At 61.6% G+C, this 17,420-nt stretch carries 15 protein-coding genes and 1 pseudogene; 4 read left to right on the forward strand and 12 right to left on the reverse strand.

Annotated elements, in window-relative coordinates; translation table 11 throughout:
• Positions 1-137: 137 nt before the first annotated feature.
• A complete protein-coding gene (locus E5720_RS06880; protein ID WP_136170031.1) occupies positions 138-1,346 on the forward strand; it encodes a TetR/AcrR family transcriptional regulator in 1,209 nt (402 codons plus the stop codon).
• Positions 1,347-1,527: 181 nt separating this feature from the next.
• Here the strand turns inward: E5720_RS06880 and E5720_RS06885 are convergent, their stop codons facing one another.
• Genes E5720_RS06885 through E5720_RS06905 form a run of 5 tightly spaced genes read right to left on the reverse strand, consistent with a single transcriptional unit; the run spans position 1,528 to position 5,595 of the window.
• Positions 1,528-2,679 (reverse strand): acyl-CoA dehydrogenase family protein, encoded by a 1,152-nt coding sequence (locus tag E5720_RS06885; RefSeq protein ID WP_136170032.1) that lies wholly within the window; start codon positions 2,677-2,679, stop codon positions 1,528-1,530.
• 11 nt (positions 2,680-2,690) lie between these two features.
• The gene (locus E5720_RS06890; protein ID WP_136170033.1) at positions 2,691-3,521 is read right to left on the reverse strand and encodes an SDR family oxidoreductase; all 831 of its coding nucleotides are present in this window, start codon (positions 3,519-3,521) and stop codon (positions 2,691-2,693) included.
• A 15-nt stretch (positions 3,522-3,536) separates the two neighbouring features.
• Entirely contained in the window at positions 3,537-3,950 is a 414-nt protein-coding gene (locus E5720_RS06895) for a MaoC/PaaZ C-terminal domain-containing protein (RefSeq protein ID WP_136170034.1), read from the reverse strand.
• On the reverse strand, positions 3,947-4,405 hold the full coding sequence (locus tag E5720_RS06900) for a MaoC family dehydratase N-terminal domain-containing protein (protein WP_136170035.1): 459 nt from the start codon (positions 4,403-4,405) through the stop codon (positions 3,947-3,949). Before E5720_RS06900 ends, E5720_RS06895 begins: the two co-directional genes overlap by 4 nt.
• 2 nt (positions 4,406-4,407) lie before the next feature.
• Positions 4,408-5,595: a lipid-transfer protein gene (locus tag E5720_RS06905; RefSeq protein ID WP_136170036.1), complete on the reverse strand. Its 1,188-nt coding sequence runs from the start codon at positions 5,593-5,595 to the stop codon at positions 4,408-4,410.
• A 273-nt stretch (positions 5,596-5,868) separates the two neighbouring features.
• Here E5720_RS06905 and E5720_RS06910 point away from each other — a divergent pair, with 273 nt between their 5' ends.
• Entirely contained in the window at positions 5,869-6,657 is a 789-nt protein-coding gene (locus E5720_RS06910) for an enoyl-CoA hydratase (protein WP_136170037.1), read from the forward strand.
• A 65-nt stretch (positions 6,658-6,722) separates the two neighbouring features.
• Here the strand turns inward: E5720_RS06910 and E5720_RS06915 are convergent, their stop codons facing one another.
• Complete coding sequence (locus tag E5720_RS06915) at positions 6,723-7,724, reverse strand: phytanoyl-CoA dioxygenase family protein (protein ID WP_136170038.1); 1,002 nt, start codon at positions 7,722-7,724, stop codon at positions 6,723-6,725.
• Positions 7,715-8,464: a class I SAM-dependent methyltransferase gene (locus tag E5720_RS06920; protein WP_136170039.1), complete on the reverse strand. Its 750-nt coding sequence runs from the start codon at positions 8,462-8,464 to the stop codon at positions 7,715-7,717. Before E5720_RS06920 ends, E5720_RS06915 begins: the two co-directional genes overlap by 10 nt.
• A 160-nt stretch (positions 8,465-8,624) precedes the next feature.
• On the opposite strand from E5720_RS06920, the gene E5720_RS06925 reads away from it, so the two are divergent.
• Complete coding sequence (locus E5720_RS06925; protein ID WP_168708289.1) at positions 8,625-9,443, forward strand: class I SAM-dependent methyltransferase; 819 nt, start codon at positions 8,625-8,627, stop codon at positions 9,441-9,443.
• Between the two features lie 108 nt (positions 9,444-9,551).
• On the opposite strand, the gene E5720_RS06930 is transcribed toward E5720_RS06925, so the two are convergent.
• The 3 genes from E5720_RS06930 to E5720_RS06940 all read right to left on the reverse strand — a co-directional run bounded on the left by E5720_RS06930 (position 9,552) and on the right by E5720_RS06940 (position 12,324).
• Positions 9,552-9,974, reverse strand: a complete 423-nt coding sequence (locus E5720_RS06930) for a phosphate acetyltransferase (protein ID WP_136170041.1) — start codon at positions 9,972-9,974, stop codon at positions 9,552-9,554.
• A 579-nt stretch (positions 9,975-10,553) separates the two neighbouring features.
• Entirely contained in the window at positions 10,554-11,366 is an 813-nt protein-coding gene (locus tag E5720_RS06935) for a hypothetical protein (protein WP_136170042.1), read from the reverse strand.
• Positions 11,344-12,324, reverse strand: a complete 981-nt coding sequence (locus tag E5720_RS06940; RefSeq protein WP_136170043.1) for a hypothetical protein — start codon at positions 12,322-12,324, stop codon at positions 11,344-11,346. The genes E5720_RS06935 and E5720_RS06940 overlap by 23 nt, the downstream gene beginning before the upstream one ends.
• Before the next feature lie 178 nt (positions 12,325-12,502).
• On the opposite strand from E5720_RS06940, the gene E5720_RS06945 reads away from it, so the two are divergent.
• A complete protein-coding gene (locus tag E5720_RS06945; protein WP_136170044.1) occupies positions 12,503-12,937 on the forward strand; it encodes a hypothetical protein in 435 nt (144 codons plus the stop codon).
• A 26-nt stretch (positions 12,938-12,963) separates the two neighbouring features.
• On the opposite strand, the pseudogene E5720_RS06950 reads toward E5720_RS06945, so the two are convergent.
• Together E5720_RS06950 and E5720_RS06955 are read right to left on the reverse strand one after the other, a co-directional pair.
• A pseudogene (locus tag E5720_RS06950) lies at positions 12,964-14,238 on the reverse strand (IS3 family transposase).
• 275 nt (positions 14,239-14,513) lie between these two features.
• Complete coding sequence (locus E5720_RS06955; protein ID WP_348769847.1) at positions 14,514-15,170, reverse strand: type IV toxin-antitoxin system AbiEi family antitoxin; 657 nt, start codon at positions 15,168-15,170, stop codon at positions 14,514-14,516.
• Positions 15,171-17,420: the final 2,250 nt, after the last annotated feature.

The raw sequence follows: 17,420 nt of genomic DNA on the forward strand, positions 1-17,420 counted from the left end.
GGCTGGCATCCTCGATATAAAATCGAGCATATCTTCGGATCGAGACCCGAGAGGATCACCTACCCTTCGGTGATCCGCTTCAGTGACCATGGCAACCGAACCTAGAATCAACGCGTCACGAACGGAATAGGTGGGAAATGAGCACAACCCGGGCCGGTGCCGCAAGCGTGGGTACCCGTCGCCCTCGTGACCGCAAGGCGCAGATACTCGGCGTCGCTGCGGATCAATTCGGCAACGTCGGCTACAACAACGCGAGCATCGCCGCAATCGCCGCTGCAGTCGGCATCACCCCGGGAGCGCTGTACCGCCACTTCCGAAACAAGGAGGCCATGCTCATCGAGCTGACCTTCGAAGGATCCGACCGGTTCGTCGAGACACTCAGCGACGACAGCCTCGACTTTGCAGCCACGATGACACGGCTTGTCGCGTTGGCCGTGTCTCGTCGCGGAATCGGTATTTTATGGCAGCGCGAAGCCCGCAACCTCCCACGAGTCGAACGCATGGAGTTGAGACGCCGACTGCGCTACTGCCACCTGAGGGTCAGCACTGTGATCGCTGCCCACCGGGAAACCCTCGATCCCGACAGCTGCCAGCTTCTCGCGCACGCCGTACTGACAGTTCTTCTCAGTCCCTCTTATCACCGTGCACAGGTCCCGGACGATCGGTTTACCGCTGCGTTGCACGGCATAGTGAGCAGGATCGCCGACACGCGTTTGGAGTCCGATGAATCCGCCGGGTCGCTGCCCAGCGGGGCCGGCCTCTCCCCGCAGCACACGCGAAGGTCTCGGCGAGAACTCCTACTCGTCGAAGCGGCCGGACTGTTCGCCGAACACGGTTTCCACGCCGTCACGATGGATGACATCGGGCAAGCAGCCGGGATGACCGGCCCGAGTATCTACAACCATTTCGCCAAAAAGGACGAGATACTGCTCGCGGCACTGAATCGCGGTGCGGACCTACTGGACGCTGGCCTCAACAGCGCTCTTACGCAGGCGCATTCGGCATCCGACGCCCTGCATCTCGCCCTACTCTCGTACATCGACGTCATGACGAACCACCCTGCCCTGATCACCATCGTGGTCAACGAGACCGCGAGTCTGGCCGACCCCCTCCGCCACCGACTGCGTTCCCGTCAACGCGAGTACGTCGACGAGTGGGTTCACCTTCTCGGGACCATGCATCCAGACGTGGACGGCGAAGAATTGCGTGCGATTGCTCTCGCTGCGATCACCACGGTCAATATCCTGGTGAACAGCCCTGAAGTATCCGAGAGGCCTCACCTCGTGGCGGAACTATCCATCATCGGTGACCGGATCATGGACATCAGTCCACCCACGAGTGCCTGACTCAGTTCAGGACACGGCTTTCGAAGAAGCCAACGCCGCTAGCGTCTCCTCGTCGAGACACCAGCCCGCGAACGTACCGGCCACATCACGGCCTCGCCGGCCTGATACAGCCGCAGGGCGAGGATATCGGCGCCGTTCAAAGGGCCCACGGGACTCTCACTTCCAGTTTCGCGTTGTGCGGTCACAGTGAACGGGCGATCAGATCTTTCATTACTTCGTTCGAGCCGCCATAAATACGTTGAACCCGAGCATCCGCGTACATCCGAGCGATCTGGTACTCGGCCATGTACCCGTAGCCACCGAACAATTGAAGACATTTGTCTACGACTCGGCCTTGAACATCGGTCGTGTACGCCTTAGCCATCGACGCTGTGGTGCTGTCGAGTTCACCACGTAGATGGCGTTCGATGCAGTTGTCGACGAACACTCTCGACACTCTGGCAAGAGTTGCGCAGTCCGCCAACTGGAAGCGCGTGTTCTGCATATCGAACAGTGGTCCACCGAACGCCGAACGATCCTTGGTGTACTGCACCGTGATCGCGACGGCAGCCTCGGTGGCGGCTGCGGCACACACTCCGATGACCAGTCGTTCGTGTGGGAGTTGCTTCATCAGATAGCCGAAACCTGCGCCCTCGTCGCCGAGCAGATTCTCGGCCGGGACCCTGACGTCCTCGAAGAAAAGTTCGGCCGTGTCCTGTCCCTTCATGCCGATCTTGTCGAGTACGCGGCCCACTCGGTAACCGTCGACGTCAGCTGTCTCCACCACGATCAGCGAGACGCCCTTGGCGCCGGCAGAGAGATCCGTCTTGGCTGCGACGATGACGAGATCTGCGTGTTTTCCGTTGGAGATGAACGTTTTCGCACCGTTGATCACGTATTCGTCACCATCGTGAACTGCATTGGTACGCAACATTTTCAGATCGGATCCTGCGCCCGGCTCGCTCATCGCGATGGCACCGACGAGCTCGCCTGATGCCATCTTGGGCAGCCATCGTTGCTTCTGTTCCTCGCTCCCGTAAGCGAGTATGTAATGCGCGACGATGCCACTGTGGACCATGTTGCCGAAGCTGGTGTCGCCCAGACGGTACTGCGCGTCGAAAATAGCAAAATCGTGTGCGTAGGTGCCTCCACCTCCGCCGTATTGCTCCGGAATCGATGCACACAGCAGACCGAGATTGCCGGCTTTGTTCCACACGTCTCGGTCGACAGACTTCTGATCTGCGAACCGCTCCTGGTTCGGTAGGAGTTCGGCTTCGAAAAACTTCGTGGCCATGTCTTTCAAGGCGACTATGTCGTCGTCGATCCACGATGATCGGTATTGTGCTGTGCCCATGTTCTCGACTCCTAGAAGTTGAAGCCGCCGCCGCAGACCAAGGTCTGCGCGCTGACGTAATCGGATTCGGGGGTGCAGAACAAGTAGACCGCCCCTGCAGCTTCACTCGGTGCGCCGGCGCGACCGAGTGGGATCATCTGTTCCATCGCGGTCATCAGGTCGGGATTGACCCCGACCTTGATCTCTTTGCCTTGAACATCGATCGTGGCTTGGCCATCTGCCGACGCTTCGGTGAGGCGGGTCTTGATGAAGCCGAATGCAACAGTGTTCACGGTGACGTTGTAGCGGCCCCATTCCTTCGCCAACGTCTTGGTCAGCCCAGTGACACCGGCCTTTGCCGAAGAGTAGTTGGCCTGGCCTGGGTTGCCGCCGGTTCCAGCGAGAGAAGAGATGTTGACGACCTTGCGACATGGGATGGGTTCACCCGCAGCTTTGGCCTTCTTGACTGCGGCCGCGATGACGGGCTGTGCGGCGCGCAGAATACGAAAAGGAGCCTTGAGGTGCACGTCGAGAATCGCATCCCACTGCTCGTCGGTCATCTTCTGGATCACCGAATCCCAGGTGTAGCCCGCATTGTTGACGATGATGTCGAGTCCGCCGAAAGAATCGACGGCGGTCTGTACGAAACGCTCGGCAAAACCGTCTTCGGTGACACTTCCGGCGCACGCGACGGCGAGACCGCCGGCGGTCTCGATCGCAGCAACGGTCTCATCGGCCGGTTCCGCATCGAGGTCGTTGACGACCACCTTCGCGCCCTCTCGGGCGAGTTTGAGTGCGATCTCCCGACCGATCCCACGGCCGGATCCAGAGACGATCGCGACCTTGTTGTCTAGAGTTCCCATGGTGTGCAGTCTCTTTCAATTGATCGCGACGACTGCGTCGCCGGTCAGTGCGACGGTGCCGTCGGCGAGGGTGACGGCGAGTTCGACGGTGGCACGGCGCTCACCGTCGACCTGATCGATCGAGACAACTTTGCCGGTGGCAGTGGGCTTGGCCAACACGGGCGTGATGGAAGCAAACCTCACCTGGTACGAGCGAATGTCCTGCTGCGGAATCCAATTGGTCAACAAACGACCCAGGTATGCCATCGAAAGCATGCCGTGCGCGAAGACGTCCTCGAGTCCTGCCGACTTCGCAACGTCGATGTCGATGTGCATGGGGTTGTGATCGCCCGAGGCACCGCCGAACAGTGCCAACGTCGTTCTGGTGATCTTGCCGATCTCCAACGTGGGGAGCACGGCGGCGACCTCGATGTGTTCGGTAGGTGTCATTTGCCCACTCCTGGGTTCCGAACGACGAGTACAGATTTCAGGTCCGCCACGGCGGATCCATCAGCGCGGGTGACGGCGGTGTCTTTCACGATGAATTCCAGTGCACCGCCCTTTTTCGAGTACACATCGGCGATCGTCGACTTCGCAGTCAACGTGTCACCCGGGTACGCGATCGAGTGGTAAGTGAATGCTTGTTCTCCGTGTAGGACGAAGCGCAGATCGACGCCGAGGTCCGATAACCAAGCGAATGGGTCGGGACTGTCGAGCTCGATGGAGAACAGGAAAGTCGGCGGGACAGGCAGACCCTTGTGCCCGGCCGCCTTGGCTGCCTCGACGTCGGTATAGACGGGGTTCGTCTCACCGATGGCCTTGGCGAAGAATCGCAACCGCGCTGCGTCGACGGTGATGTCGACGGGCTCGAACTCGGTTCCGATCACTGCGGTATCGACGGCCATGCTCAGCTCACCTTCTCGTAGAGGGTGACCACGGCTGCGCCGCCGAGACCGATGTTGTGCTGCAAGGCCACTTTGAGATCTCCCTCGACCTGACGGGCCTGTGCCTGGCCGCGCAACTGCCACACCAGCTCCGCACACTGCGCGAGACCCGTCGCACCGAGCGGGTGTCCCTTGGACAGCAGGCCACCGGAGGGGTTGGTGACAACCTGGCCGCCGTAGGTGTTGTTGCCGTCGTTGATGAACTTTTCGGCTGTTCCCTCGGGGGTGAGGCCGATTGCCTCATAGGTGAGCAGCTCATTGGCTGTGAAACAGTCGTGCAATTCGACGACGCGAATATCTTCGGGCCCGACGCCGGACATTTCGTAAACCTGTTGCGCCGCAGCCTTCGACATGTCGTAGCCGACGACCTTGGTCATGTCGTTTTCATCGAATGTCGAGGAAAAGTCGGTCGTCATCGCTTGGGCTTTGATCACAATGGACGCGTCGAGACCGTTCTTCTTGGCGTATTCCTCGCTGACGATGACTGCCGCCGCCGCGCCGCAGGTGGGCGGGCAGCATTGCAGTCGAGTGAGCGTGCCGTAGATGTGCGGTGAGGCGAGTACTTCTTCGACGCTGGTCGGCGTCTTGAACACCGCGTACGGATTGTTCGCGGCGTGCAGGCGGGACTTGACGGAAATCTTTGCAAACGTTTCGGGTGCGGTGCCGTACTTCTCGGCGTATTGACGACCTGCACCACCGAACATCTGAGCGGCGAAAGGTGACTCGTCCCGTTCCTGGACCTGATCCATCACTTCGTCGAACCGCGCGAACGGCGACGGTCGATCGGTGAATCCCATAGCCAGCGCACCCCGCTGCATCTGCTCGAAGCCGACCGCGAGTGCGACGTCGACCGCACCCGACTCGACAGCCTGTCGGGCGAGGAACAGGGCCGATGAGCCGGTCGAGCAGTTGTTGTTGACGTTGATGACTGGGATTCCGGTCAGACCGAGGCCGTATACGACGGCCTGTCCGCATGTGGAATCGCCGTAGACATAGCCCGCATAGGCCTGCTGAATTGCGCCGTACTCCACACCCGCGTCGGCGAGGGCGGCACGCGCTGCCGTCGTTCCCATCACGTCGTACGTCTCGGACCGACTCGGCGTCGCGAAGGGGATCATTCCTACGCCTGCAACCACTACTCTTCGCGTCATCCCAAACTCCTGAAGTTGACTAATTCTGATTTACTTACTGAAGCAGAAGCGCTGTTGGAATGCAATAGGTAAGGCGACAGGAGATTAACTTCGATCAACTCGCGCGCTCTCGGATCGGTCGGAGGAACGGGCTCCACCGCGATGCCGTGGTCCTAGCACCCACGTCGATCTCGACCAAAATATTTTTGGACCGATCTGACGCCTCCGCGGCACGTACGCTTACACGACCTCACTCAGCGCGACGTCCGCCGTCACACCACAGGAGCGATTTTCATGTCACAGGATTCGTCCGCTGCAGCCGTCACGACCTCCGTCGAAAACACCATCGGCTACGTGACATTGACCGAGCCGGAGCGTCGAAATCCGCTCTCGGTGGCAACTATGCGCTGGTTCCAACAGGCATTGCTCGATCTGTCAACGACCCCTGCCGTACGCGTGATCGTCGTTCGCGCCGAAGGACCCGCGTTCTCGGCCGGCCACGACCTGACCGAAGTGGTCGGGCGATCCCTGGAGGAGGAACGCGAGATCTTCGCCGTCTGCACGGAGATGATGCTGACCATTCACCGCGTTCACCAGCCCGTGATCGCTGCGGTGCAGGGCATGGCCCTGGCTGCCGGTTGCCAACTGGTCGCCTCCTGCGACCTCGCGATTGCCTCCTCCACCGCTCGTTTCAGCACCCCTGGTGTGAAGATCGGGTTGTTCTGCTCGACGCCGATGGTGGCCCTGACTCGAGCAATCGGGCGCAAACAGGCGATGCGGATGCTACTGACCGGAGAAATGATCGATGCGGCGACCGCCCTGCAGTGGGGGCTTGTCAACGAGGTAGTTGCCCCCGAATCCCTCGACACCGTCACCCGGTCGCTGGCCGAGACCATCGCAAGCTCGAGTGCCATGACCATCGGTATCGGCAAAGAGGCGTTCTACCAACAGATCGATCTGTCCGAGAGCGACGCCTACGCTGCGATGCAGGAAGTCATGGCGAACAATGCTACGACCTGCGATGCCCAGGAAGGCATTTCCGCGTTTCTCGGCAAACGCACACCACACTGGCAGGATCGCTGATCAGACCAGTGCACCGGGCGGCGGCGTTTTAGGAGTCTCCGGCCCGACTGACCGGCCGGGTCGGCTCAGCTGCGGCGGCCGACCACGGGGTTGAGCTCCGAGGCCGCAAGGCCGCCGGGCTCGACGCCGGGGAGGAACTCGCGCCAGGTACCGCTGATCAGAGTCGGTGACGACGTCACTCGTGCGCCGTCGGCGAAGTAGGTGGTGGCCAGCGCCCGACGCGGCTGCGTGGTCAGGTTGGGGCCCGCGGTGTGGAAGCACAGAGCCGAGTGGAAAGACACGTCGCCCACCGCGAACGGCCCGGACTCCACCGCGACGTCGCGCTCGGCGAAGCGCTGGGTGACAGCCTCGTCGTACGACGTGCCGACCTTGTCGAACTCCAAGTCGGCCACCTCGCCCAGCACCTCGCGGCCGCGGGCGAACGACAACGGACCCATCCGGCCGGGGATCGCCGACATCGGCATCCAGGCAGTGACCGCCTGAGTGGTCTGCAGCGGGAAGTGCTCGGCGTCGTGGTGCCAGGGCGTGCGGCCGCAGCCGGGCTCCTTGGACAGCGCGTTGTCGTGGTAAAGCCGAACGCCGGGTTCCTCGAGTAAGGCAGCGGCCAGGCCGCCGATCCGTGGCGACAGCGCCACGGCGCGCATCAGATCATCATGTAGCCACATCTGCTCCAGCGCGGTGAACCGGCCGGCGACATCGTCGCCGTGCTCGGCGCGCAGCAACCCCTCGAGGTGCTCGGCGAGACGTCGTACGACGGCCGGCGACAGCACGCCGGGCAGCCGCACGAAAGCCTCCCGCGCGAACGCCTCGACCGATGCCGGGTCGAGGTCGTAGGGCTCGGCCAGCTCGCGCTCGACCTGCTCGTCGGTGGCCGCCGGCGCGTCGGGCAGGCCCGGGCCGTCGACCAGTTCGGTGGGCACCTGGTCGTTGGCGGCCAGCGTGACGTACCAGTCCCACCAGTCCTGGTCGTCGCCCGCCCAGTCCTGTTCGATGCCGCCCTCCCGGTTCTGTTCGGGGAGCCGGTCGTTGGTCGGGTTGTTCAGAGCCGACGTGTTGTTCAGATCCACAGCAGGGCCGCCTCGTGGGAGAAGGTGTAGGCGCCGGAGGCGTCACGGCAGGAGGCTAGATAGTCGCCCAGTACGGGCGCCGCCTCCATCTCCTCCAACGACACGGAGTCGTCGAAGGCGCAGCGCTGCAGGAAGCCCTCGGCGACTCCGCGATCGGACGTGCCGGTGGTGTAGGTGATGCGCTGCTCACGCACATCGGCACCGGCTCGCGCCAGCGCGTCGCGCACCTGTTCGGCGCTTGTGTACGGCGTCGCCTCGCGCACGCCTGCACGGAAGGCGTCGTAGAAGGCGAGGTAGTGGGAGGCCGCCGTGGCCTGCGCGACCAGGCCCAGACCGCCAGGGGCCAGTGCGGCCACGAACCGCTCGGCCGCGACGTCCAACTCGGCCGGCGGCAGGGCGTAGAGCGCGTGGGTGGCCCACAAGACGTCGTAGCCGGTGTGGTCGGCGGGGAGATCCTGCAGTGTCATCACCAGGTCGTCTCTGGCCACGAACGGCGGGCCCAGCGCGCCGCGCGCCTCGGCGACCGAGAACGCCGACGGGTCGAGCAGGTCGTAGGCCAGCTCGGGCAGCGCGGAGAGGTCGGTGTAGCGGCGCAGCGCGGTGGGAAATTTGCCGCTGCCGCAGGCCACGTCGAGCAGTGACCAGCCGTCGTGCGCGCGTTCGGCGAGCAGGCTGGGCCAGTCGGCGGCCAACGCCAGCTGGCGGTAGTCCTCGGTGGCAAGGGCGTAGAACGCCTCCATGCCCGTGCGACCGGCCTCGCTCCAGTGTTCGAGACTCCGGTCGGCTGTGTCTCCAATTCTGCTCACACCACTTCTCGTCTCTACTAAGGAGCCAACCTCAACACACCGGGTGGGGCACCGTGGTTTACTCGATCTGATGTCCAACCTAGCTCCCGCTACCGTGCTCCTCGACGACTTGCGCGCCGAACGGCGTGGTGCTGTGGCCCTGGCCGGCCTCGAGCCGGAGTCCTACGCCCGCGACCACGCCGCATTCGAGCAACTGTCCGACCAGCGCGGCCTGATCGCCGAGCACCTCGCAAGCCGGCTGGCCAGAGTAGGAGACGGACCGGTCTCGATACTCTCGGTGGGCTGCGGTGACGGCTCGCTCGACGCCCGCCTCGCCAAGGGTCTGGTGCTGGCGGTACCCGGCCGACCGGTGCGCTACGTCGGCATCGAACCCTGGTCCGGGAGCGCGAGGCTCTTCACCGCGAACATGGCTGCGCTGGAGGCCGACGAGCTTGACGTCGACGTGCACGTCGCGTCGTTCAGCGACGCCCCGGCGGACGAGACCTTCGACGTCGTGTTGTTCGTGCACTCGATCTACTACGTCGCCGACCTGGAAGAGACCCTCCGCGGCGCCATCGACCTGCTGCGACCCGGCGGCGAGCTGTGGGTGCTCAACGCACCGCGGGCCGCGCTCAACGCACTGGTCGACGTGCTCGCCCCACCGCTCGAGGGACACCGGCAGTGGTTCAGCGCCGACGTCGAAAAAGCCTTCGTCGACGCCGGCATCGCCCTCGACGAAGTGGTCACCCTGGACGCACTGGTCGACCTCGCCTCCGCGAGCGAGCGGGTGCTCGACTTCGCGGTGCAGGCTCGGCTGACCCCCGAACTGCGCGGGCCGGTGCGGGCCTATCTCGACGCCGTCTCGGTACCCGGCGCCGACGGCAGGCCCCGGGTGCCGCACCCGGTCGACGTGTTCGCCGCGGCCCGCCGCTGAATGTGACTCGAAGGATCTGCGCACTACGGGCACTCACGCACCCAGCGGGAATCCCAGCGCTACTCCGCCTGCGTCCGACAGTTCGGATTTCTGCGCTGCTGGTGTGGTCTATTTTCCGGCGAGACCTGTTGCTGCTGCTAGATATTCACGCGAGTCTCGAAACGTCTGCGCTACGCCGCGTCCCGCGATGGCTCGGTACCGACTGATCTGATCGTCATCGAGAAGATCGAGCACCGTGGTGGAATCCGTGTGCATCCAACCGCCGTCTCGCACCAGTTTGTGGGCGCGTTTGCCCTGCAAAGCGGAAATTCCCTCGACTCTGATTCCGTTCGGATCGGTCGACGCTGCGATGTAGTAAGCCTTCTTCCCGGGGTAACCGGCCTTGACCTTCACGCGCAACCGCAAGACGGCATCGGCCGCGTCGTCGATGGCAGAAAACTGCTCGTCGGAGCCCGATTCGGCAGCAGAGACTCGCGCAATCTCAGCATCCAGTCCAGCAAGCAAAGTGGCGAGGTACTCGGGATCGCTCATCAACTCATGATGCCCTACGACAGTGCTCTCCTGAACCACGGGACTGACCCAGGTAATTTCTGACTGCGTGCCAAATAGCGCTCAACTACACCGCTCGGTTTGGGGATTCCCCCACGCTCCCCCAACCTCTGGAACGTCGTTCGCATTTTCTGGAGGTCCGCAGCCTCGGCGAACACCGCCGATACGACTGCTCCACCGCCGGCACCTCAGTGCACACTATCGGCCGCTATCTGCGGGATCCCGTCGATAGTCGCCGATAGTGTGCACTGAGGCATCGAGAGACCACACGAAAAAGGCTCCGACCACACCATCTGGTCGGAGCCTTTTCGCTGGAGCCTCCTAACGGGATTGAACCGTTGACCGCTCGCTTACAAGTGTGTTGCGAGACAACCAGATACGTCCGCATGGAACCACTACAGCCGTGCTGACCTGCGTCAATCGTCCAGGCGGTACCACCCGAATCCATCCGCGTAGGTACCGACTTGTGACACCCTTGTGACACCCAACTTCGCGTCTCAAGGCATCAAGCCAAGGTCTCGCACCTCGCCAGGTCGCGGGTGGCCATCAATGAAACCCAGATCAAGCAAGCGGTTGCCAATTTCCGGCGGGGTCGAAACTGAACCCGTCAGGAACTTCCACATCTAGATCAAGAACCAGTCTCAAATGCGATGGCGTATCAATCCCGCGAACCGCAATGACAGTTGGCGAAATAGGCCCATAAGCGAGGAGCTTCCGGACTCCCTGGGACAAGCTGCGGGGTACCCATCCAAGTGGCACCCCGCCCGCCGTCACCATCGAAGCGTTCTCGTCGCTCTCGTTTTCAATTTCCGCCTCGATAGTCACAATTGCCCCCACGTGCAACCGAGCGAACGCCGCCTCATGTTCGCGTGGCGATACCCTTGTGACTCGATTGACGAACGTGCACGGCTGCCCCGCCACATGGCGAATCCCATTAACGAGGAAACGGGCATGAACTCGTCCATCAACAACGCACGGGACCTCCATGAACTGGAGTGTGTCGCCAGCACGGCGGCCACCCGAGTAGACGATCTGCTCCCAAGGCGTCGCCATACGTGGGTCGAGCCCCAACCAAGTCATGTAGGTGTCGTAGTTCGAACGCGAGCGCTCCATCACGCGTTGCCCGAACACCGCAGGCAGAGATTGCGAGTCGTAGCGGCGCCACAAGTCCGGTAGTCCAGGAAGGGTCCGAAGTTCAGGAATCTCCGCCGCAGCACGCGTGTAAGAGAACGAATAGTGATCGAGCCCCTGTGAGAGTCGACCAATCGGTTGGATCCACCTCGTGACCGGGTGTCGCCACAAGACGAGGAGATCGCGCACGTCGCTTGCCCGTCGCCCGTCGCCCGTCGGTTCAAGCGTAGTGCTCAACGACATCGCGTAACCTCCTCAAATTCAGTGTAAGCAGTTCGAGAGCAAACTTAGCTTCAAGGTCCGACATGTCCGGAAGGCCTTTGCGCTCGAGGACTGACAGGACCGGGGTCAAGTCAAGCTGCAGGAGTCGCGACACCCACCAATTCCTGCCTTCTTCGCTGCACAGTTTTAAAGCTTCAGAGGCATGGTCGACCAAGGTAGGCGGCCTGCCAATGTGCTCGAAGCGGTGAGCAGTTCCACCCTCGGCAAAGGCGGCGAGATCGAGCAGGTATCCCGCTCGCTTCCTGTCATTCAGATTGAACCCCAGACAGCTAGCGTGGTCATACGACGGTGCCAACCGAGCGGACATGCTCGTCAGTTGCGGTACAACTACCGCCCAGTTCTCCTCATGCCTGTCTCGGTTCGAAACCAATGCATCGAGGACGGTGTAGCCCCCAAAGACGTCAAAGGACGTAAGGCCATCGTCCCGGTCGACGGTTCGCGGTGGTTCGTACTGCCCCAAAGCCATCTTGATGTTCGACAGCGTATGCCCAGGTCGCTTGACATCAGGACGCTCAGGGTCTGTCGCTGGACTCCCCTCGGCGTGCCGAACGTATCCGTCGATGTCCTCCATTACCACCGCGCCGTTCCAAAGATCGAACCCCTCTGGGCGAACGTCTCGGGAAATCGTTCCGCGTTTGCCGCCACGAGAGCACATCCGCGTGTGCGCAACCGGCAATCCGAGTGCATGCGCAACCTGCGTTGCAAGGATCTCCGACCAGTCCTCGCCGCGCTCAAGGTATCGATCCTCTTTTGCGTTGTAGTGGCTGACGACGTCCTTGTGCAACCACCGCACCGGAGTTGCGAAGTCACCGGGCTCGATCAACCATCTGGGCGCATGTGAGCCTTGCACCTCTATAAAGCTCTCTTCCCAGGCCGACACGTCGATTCGTGTGGTCCAGGTTTGTGCGCCAAAGTTCATCTTTACAACCAGACTCTTCCTCAAACTACGACCCTGCGAGTAACCAACCTGGGATGGTAATACCATGCCCGGGATCGACCGATTCACGCTGGAGGGCAAGTTGAGCGTAGAAGACCCACCCGCTAGAGATAGCGCCACAACCACGGACGAATCACGGCGGGCGGACATCCGGAGAGCCATGGATTCCATGGAAAATCCCGCAGGCTTCGGATTGACCGCGGACGTCGAGGACTCGTACCTGATTCGGGATGCGGCCCGCTGTTATCGAGCCGCCGCGGACAGCGGCACTATCTTTTGCGCCCACGCGAGCTGTGAACGTGATCTTGCGGTGACGATCCAAATGTCCGGTGCCAAACCACAGGGGTCCGACCGCTGGGGACTCGGCCGGATCGTCGACCACCTAGCGCGCGACGGCGTGCTACCACAGGACCTAGCAGTGGAGTTACGTACACTTAACGACCACCGCAAGACGCTATACCACCACGGCCACTCCACATCTGACACCGCGCTAACCGGCCGCACCAGCAAATACATTTACAGAGTCGGGTCGGACTCACTCCGCCAACAGTTCGAGCAGGAGCACGCGTTCAAAGGTTCAAACGGCGAAGTCTGAATCACCCCGGCAAGTCCGGAGACTTTCTAGTTTGAAAACTCCGCGATGCACTGAGTTCTGTGTTCACCGTAGTAGAGCGCTTCGAGTTCGGCTGGTGGGATGTCCCCGCAGTGCTCGTATAGTCTGCGGTGGTTGAACCAGTCCACCCATTCCAACGTGGCGATTTCTACGTGTTCGACTGTTCGCCACGGTCCCTGCGGCTTGATCAGCTCGGTCTTGTACAGGCCGTTTATTGTCTCCGCGAGGGCGTTGTCGTAGCTGTCCCCGGTTGTTCCGATCGAGGCATCGATGCCGGCCTCGGTCAGCCGCTCGGTGAAGGCAATCGAGTGGGGGTCCCTCCCGCTTGCGGGGGCGTATTGGGCGCCGCGGTCGTGGTGGTGAATCAGTCCCGACAGGTCCGTGATGCCTTCACGTCGTCTCGTCCAGATCGCGTGCTCGATCGCATCGAGAACCAACGGGGTGGTCATCCTCGTCGAAGTCCTCCATCCGAGTATTCGCCGCGAGTAGGCGTCGATCACGAATGCCACGTACACCCACCCGGACCACGTCGAAACGTACGTAAAGTCTGCTACCCACAACACATTTGGTCCGATCGGGTTGAACTTTCGTTGCACCAGATCCTCCGCCCGCTGCGCCTGTGGATCTGCGATGGTGGTGCGCTTCTTCTTGCCACGTCGGGCTCCTTCGAGACCGAGGGTGCTCATCAGTCGTTCGACAGTGCAGCGGGCCACGTCGATGTCCTCTCGTCGTAATTGCAGCCAGACTTTGCGTGCGCCGTAGACCGAGTAGTTCTGGTCGTGAACCCGACTGATCTCGGCCTTCAGCTTTTCATCGCGTACCGCTCGTTTCGATGCTGCGCGGCTGCGGGCCTCGTAGTAGGTGGACGGCGCGATCGGGCAGCCGTGCTCGGTGAGCACCCTGCAGATCGGCACGACGGAAGTACTCCTGTTTGTTGTTCTCGATGTAGTCGATGATCACTTGTTGTTGCGGTCGAGCTCCGCCGCGAAGAAAACCGACGCTGATTTCAGTATCTCGTTGGCGCGCTTGAGTTCTCGGTTCTCCGCACGGAGCTTTTTCATCTCCGCTGCCATCTCACTGGTCACTCCGGGGCGCTGACCGGCATCGGTCTGGGACCGTCGGATCCAGTTGTGCAACGTCTGTGCGGTTCCGATACCGAGCTTGTGCGCGACCGATTCGATCGCTGCCCACTCGGAGGGATGCTCATGCTGGACTTCGGCGACCATCCGCACCGCCCGCTCACGCAACTCCGGCGGGTACCTCTTCTGCGATCCTGACGACATGACTCCATCCTTCCCAAAGAACGAAGTCTCCGGACACGCCGGGGTGATTCAGACAGCTCGTTTGCGTTCTACCGCGCCAATATGAGAACCATCCTGAATGCGCACCGACCCTAGCCATAGCTACGTACCCGCTCGACGATCGAACTCGAAAAGCAACTATGCACTCCCCCTGTCATAAGCCGCAGTCATCCCATCTCGCCTACACGACGAATTACCGACATGTGCACGCGCGACACCGAATTGCGCGGCCACCGAGGCCAACTCGTCGCGATTCACTACTTCTCCCCCAACCGAGCCTGCAGCCGCAACAGAGTCGTTCTCATCTTCTGAGCCCCAGCGATCTCGGCCAGCACTTCCGGGTCACACCGCCGATACAACTGCTCCACCGCCGGCCACACCTCACCCTCGGCGTCACCGAGACCCGGACGCTTCACCAGATCCAACACCGTCTGCTCCGCAGTAGTCGCCAATACCGGACCCAACTCGGTATCGATGCGCTCCGCATCCAGACGTGCCGTGTCGCGTACGACGAACCGAACCAGAGCCTGCCGATCTGCCAACCGAATCGGATCGTGGCGTGTCGGCACAGCCACCACAGCCGTCGCCAACGCCCGCGGAATCGCCCCGTGCAACCGGGCCGCGCTGACACCCATCACGACGGCATCGTCGGCGCTGTAGGCAGCAACCGCGATACCGGCCGCCGCTGCCTCCAGGCCAGGCATCCACTCAGTCCCGACCTGATCGTCGGGCACCGCCACATAGAAGCCCGTCGCCACCCGATGCAACAGACCCAAGTCCGTCAAACGCGCCAGCTCTGGACGCGGATGGGCATACACCTCTGCGGCCGACGCGGCCCGCACCACCCGCATCGGAAGGCGAGCGAACTCGGGAGGTAACCCTGCCTGACGGCGTCGAACATCGCTCGAAGTCACGGCCACCTCCAGTAAGTATCGGGAACGTAGGCTCAGAGCCTACAGAACCGACACTGACAGCAACACCCCCGAGCGATCGCCGACGCCGCCTGCCCAGGCCAAGCGCATCCACCTGCATCCACATGAACGCTCACCGGTGAGTTAGCAACGAGTTGTGACATTCTGTGACACCCAACGCCCGATCCTGCCGATCTGCTGGCAAATCCCCAGGTCACAACCAACACCCAAACCCAGGTGGACGAACCCGGCTCGCAGCAGAAACGAGCGATGGAAACAGGCCAAAAAAAGACGGCCCCAACCGTTTTCACTGGTCAGAGCCGTCCGAAAGAGCCTCCTAACGGGATTGAACCGTTGACCGCTCGCTTACAAGTATGTTGCGAGACAACCAGATACGTCCGTATGGAATCACCACAGAGGCTCTGACCTGTGTCAATCGTCCAGGCAGCACCACCCGAATCCACGTCCGTTCGTACCTACATGTGACACGCTCGTGACACCGAAGCCAGCGATGAGAGATCGTCTAGACGGAGGTGAGTCCACCTGAGCGCGCACCGGATCGAAGCACCTCGAACGCTCAACGCGACGGATCGCGATTGGCCATAAGGACACCGGCCACAGTGTAAAAGAGATCCGATGTGAAGGCTTGAACTACCTCCTCCCTCCCACTGAACACTGCCTGGGCGAAGCCTGACGTCCGCTTTCGATCGACTAATGCGAAATCAACGCCGGACAACCACCGCCGGCTGATGCCATTCGATGTCTAGACTGCGCAATGTGCCCACAGGCTTCTTCAGCGTCGACGTTGGCGTGACCGCTAACCATGAGCTCGGACCCGACGCGGCCGATCAGATTGCGGGCGCGCAAGCCCTCTACCGCGACCTGTTCACGCTCTTGGACCCCGAACTGGCCCGACGACCCAGCCGGAAGGCTGGGGATGTACTGGAACATGAGAGGCGAGCAGTCCGACACCGTTTCTCGTCAATCTGGCCGGCGTAGTCAGTCAGGGTTCGTGGGTGCGCGAAGGCATCGGTCTATTGCACAAATCGTGTGGAATATGCACGCTGAATGATTCGCCGGTCTTGCGATGGTTGTCGATTGACACGTTACCTACGCCGCCGCGGCAGGGTCCGACCCCACACGGCATAGCCAGTCAACACAACAGGGGCACTAGCACGTTCCGAACCAAGAATCCCACTCTGTGGGAGGCGTTTCACCGTGCACGTTCCCTTTTCTGCTCCCCTAGCAACTCCATGCAGCTCGCACCGAACTCAGCAGGCGTAGCCGCGTCCCTAGTTCCCTGGATGAAACAATTAGGGGCCGCTGCTCCAATATGAGCAGTCCTAACATCTAAGATATGCATGGTGCCCTGCAACCGAGTGCCTGTCCGAATAATCGGTTAACGTCGGGTCGTGGACAAACGTCGTTTCGAGGCCCATATCGCCAGTATTGTTGATCACGTTGTCGCGGGCGGGACTGCAGAAGATGATTATGTTGAGTGCAAGGCTGAGTGGCCCACCAGCGACCTACGCAAGACAGCCCGACAGATCGCTGGGCTCTGCAATGCTGCCCGTGGTGACGACGCCATCTGGATTGTCGGTCTCGACGAGGATGGGCATCGAGTGGTTCCGGATACTCAGACCGAAATCGCGAACTGGTGGCCAGGAGTCGAGCGGTGGTTCGACGGTCAACCACCAGACATCTCAGTACTGCTTGTGACGTCAATTCATGGCCGCGTCATTGCGTTGTCCTTCGCGACCGACCGCTCACCCTACATGGTTACGACAGACAACGGGAGCATCAGCCGCGAGGCCCCATGGAGGGTGGGCAACCAGACGAGAACGGCAACCAGATCGCAGCTTCTCAGTCTGCTGGTCTCGAACACTGCAGTGCCTGATCTTGAGCTAATAAATCCCGAAGTCTTCTGCTTGGCACCTACTACCACGGTCGACAACTTGTCCTTCGAGACGAGTCTCTTCATCTACTCGAACAATACGGTGATGCTTCCCAACCACCGATGGTCCTTGACGATCTCCAGCGATGAGTGGGAGGCCGAGGGTTGGGGACCGCTAACGCCGGCCCTGCAGGTCAATCGGGTTGGCGTTGACGTTGACGGTCCGGGCGTCCGAGTTAGTGACCACTCCGGTCTCTACGTGAACGGCTCGGGACGCGTAAACCTACGCGCCGAACTGAATGCAGGCGACAGCTGGTCTCTTGACCACCGACGAACTCTTTCGCTGCAACCGGAACTCC

The sequence above is a fragment of the Rhodococcus sp. PAMC28707 genome (assembly GCF_004795915.1).
Lineage (GTDB): Bacteria > Actinomycetota > Actinomycetes > Mycobacteriales > Mycobacteriaceae > Rhodococcoides.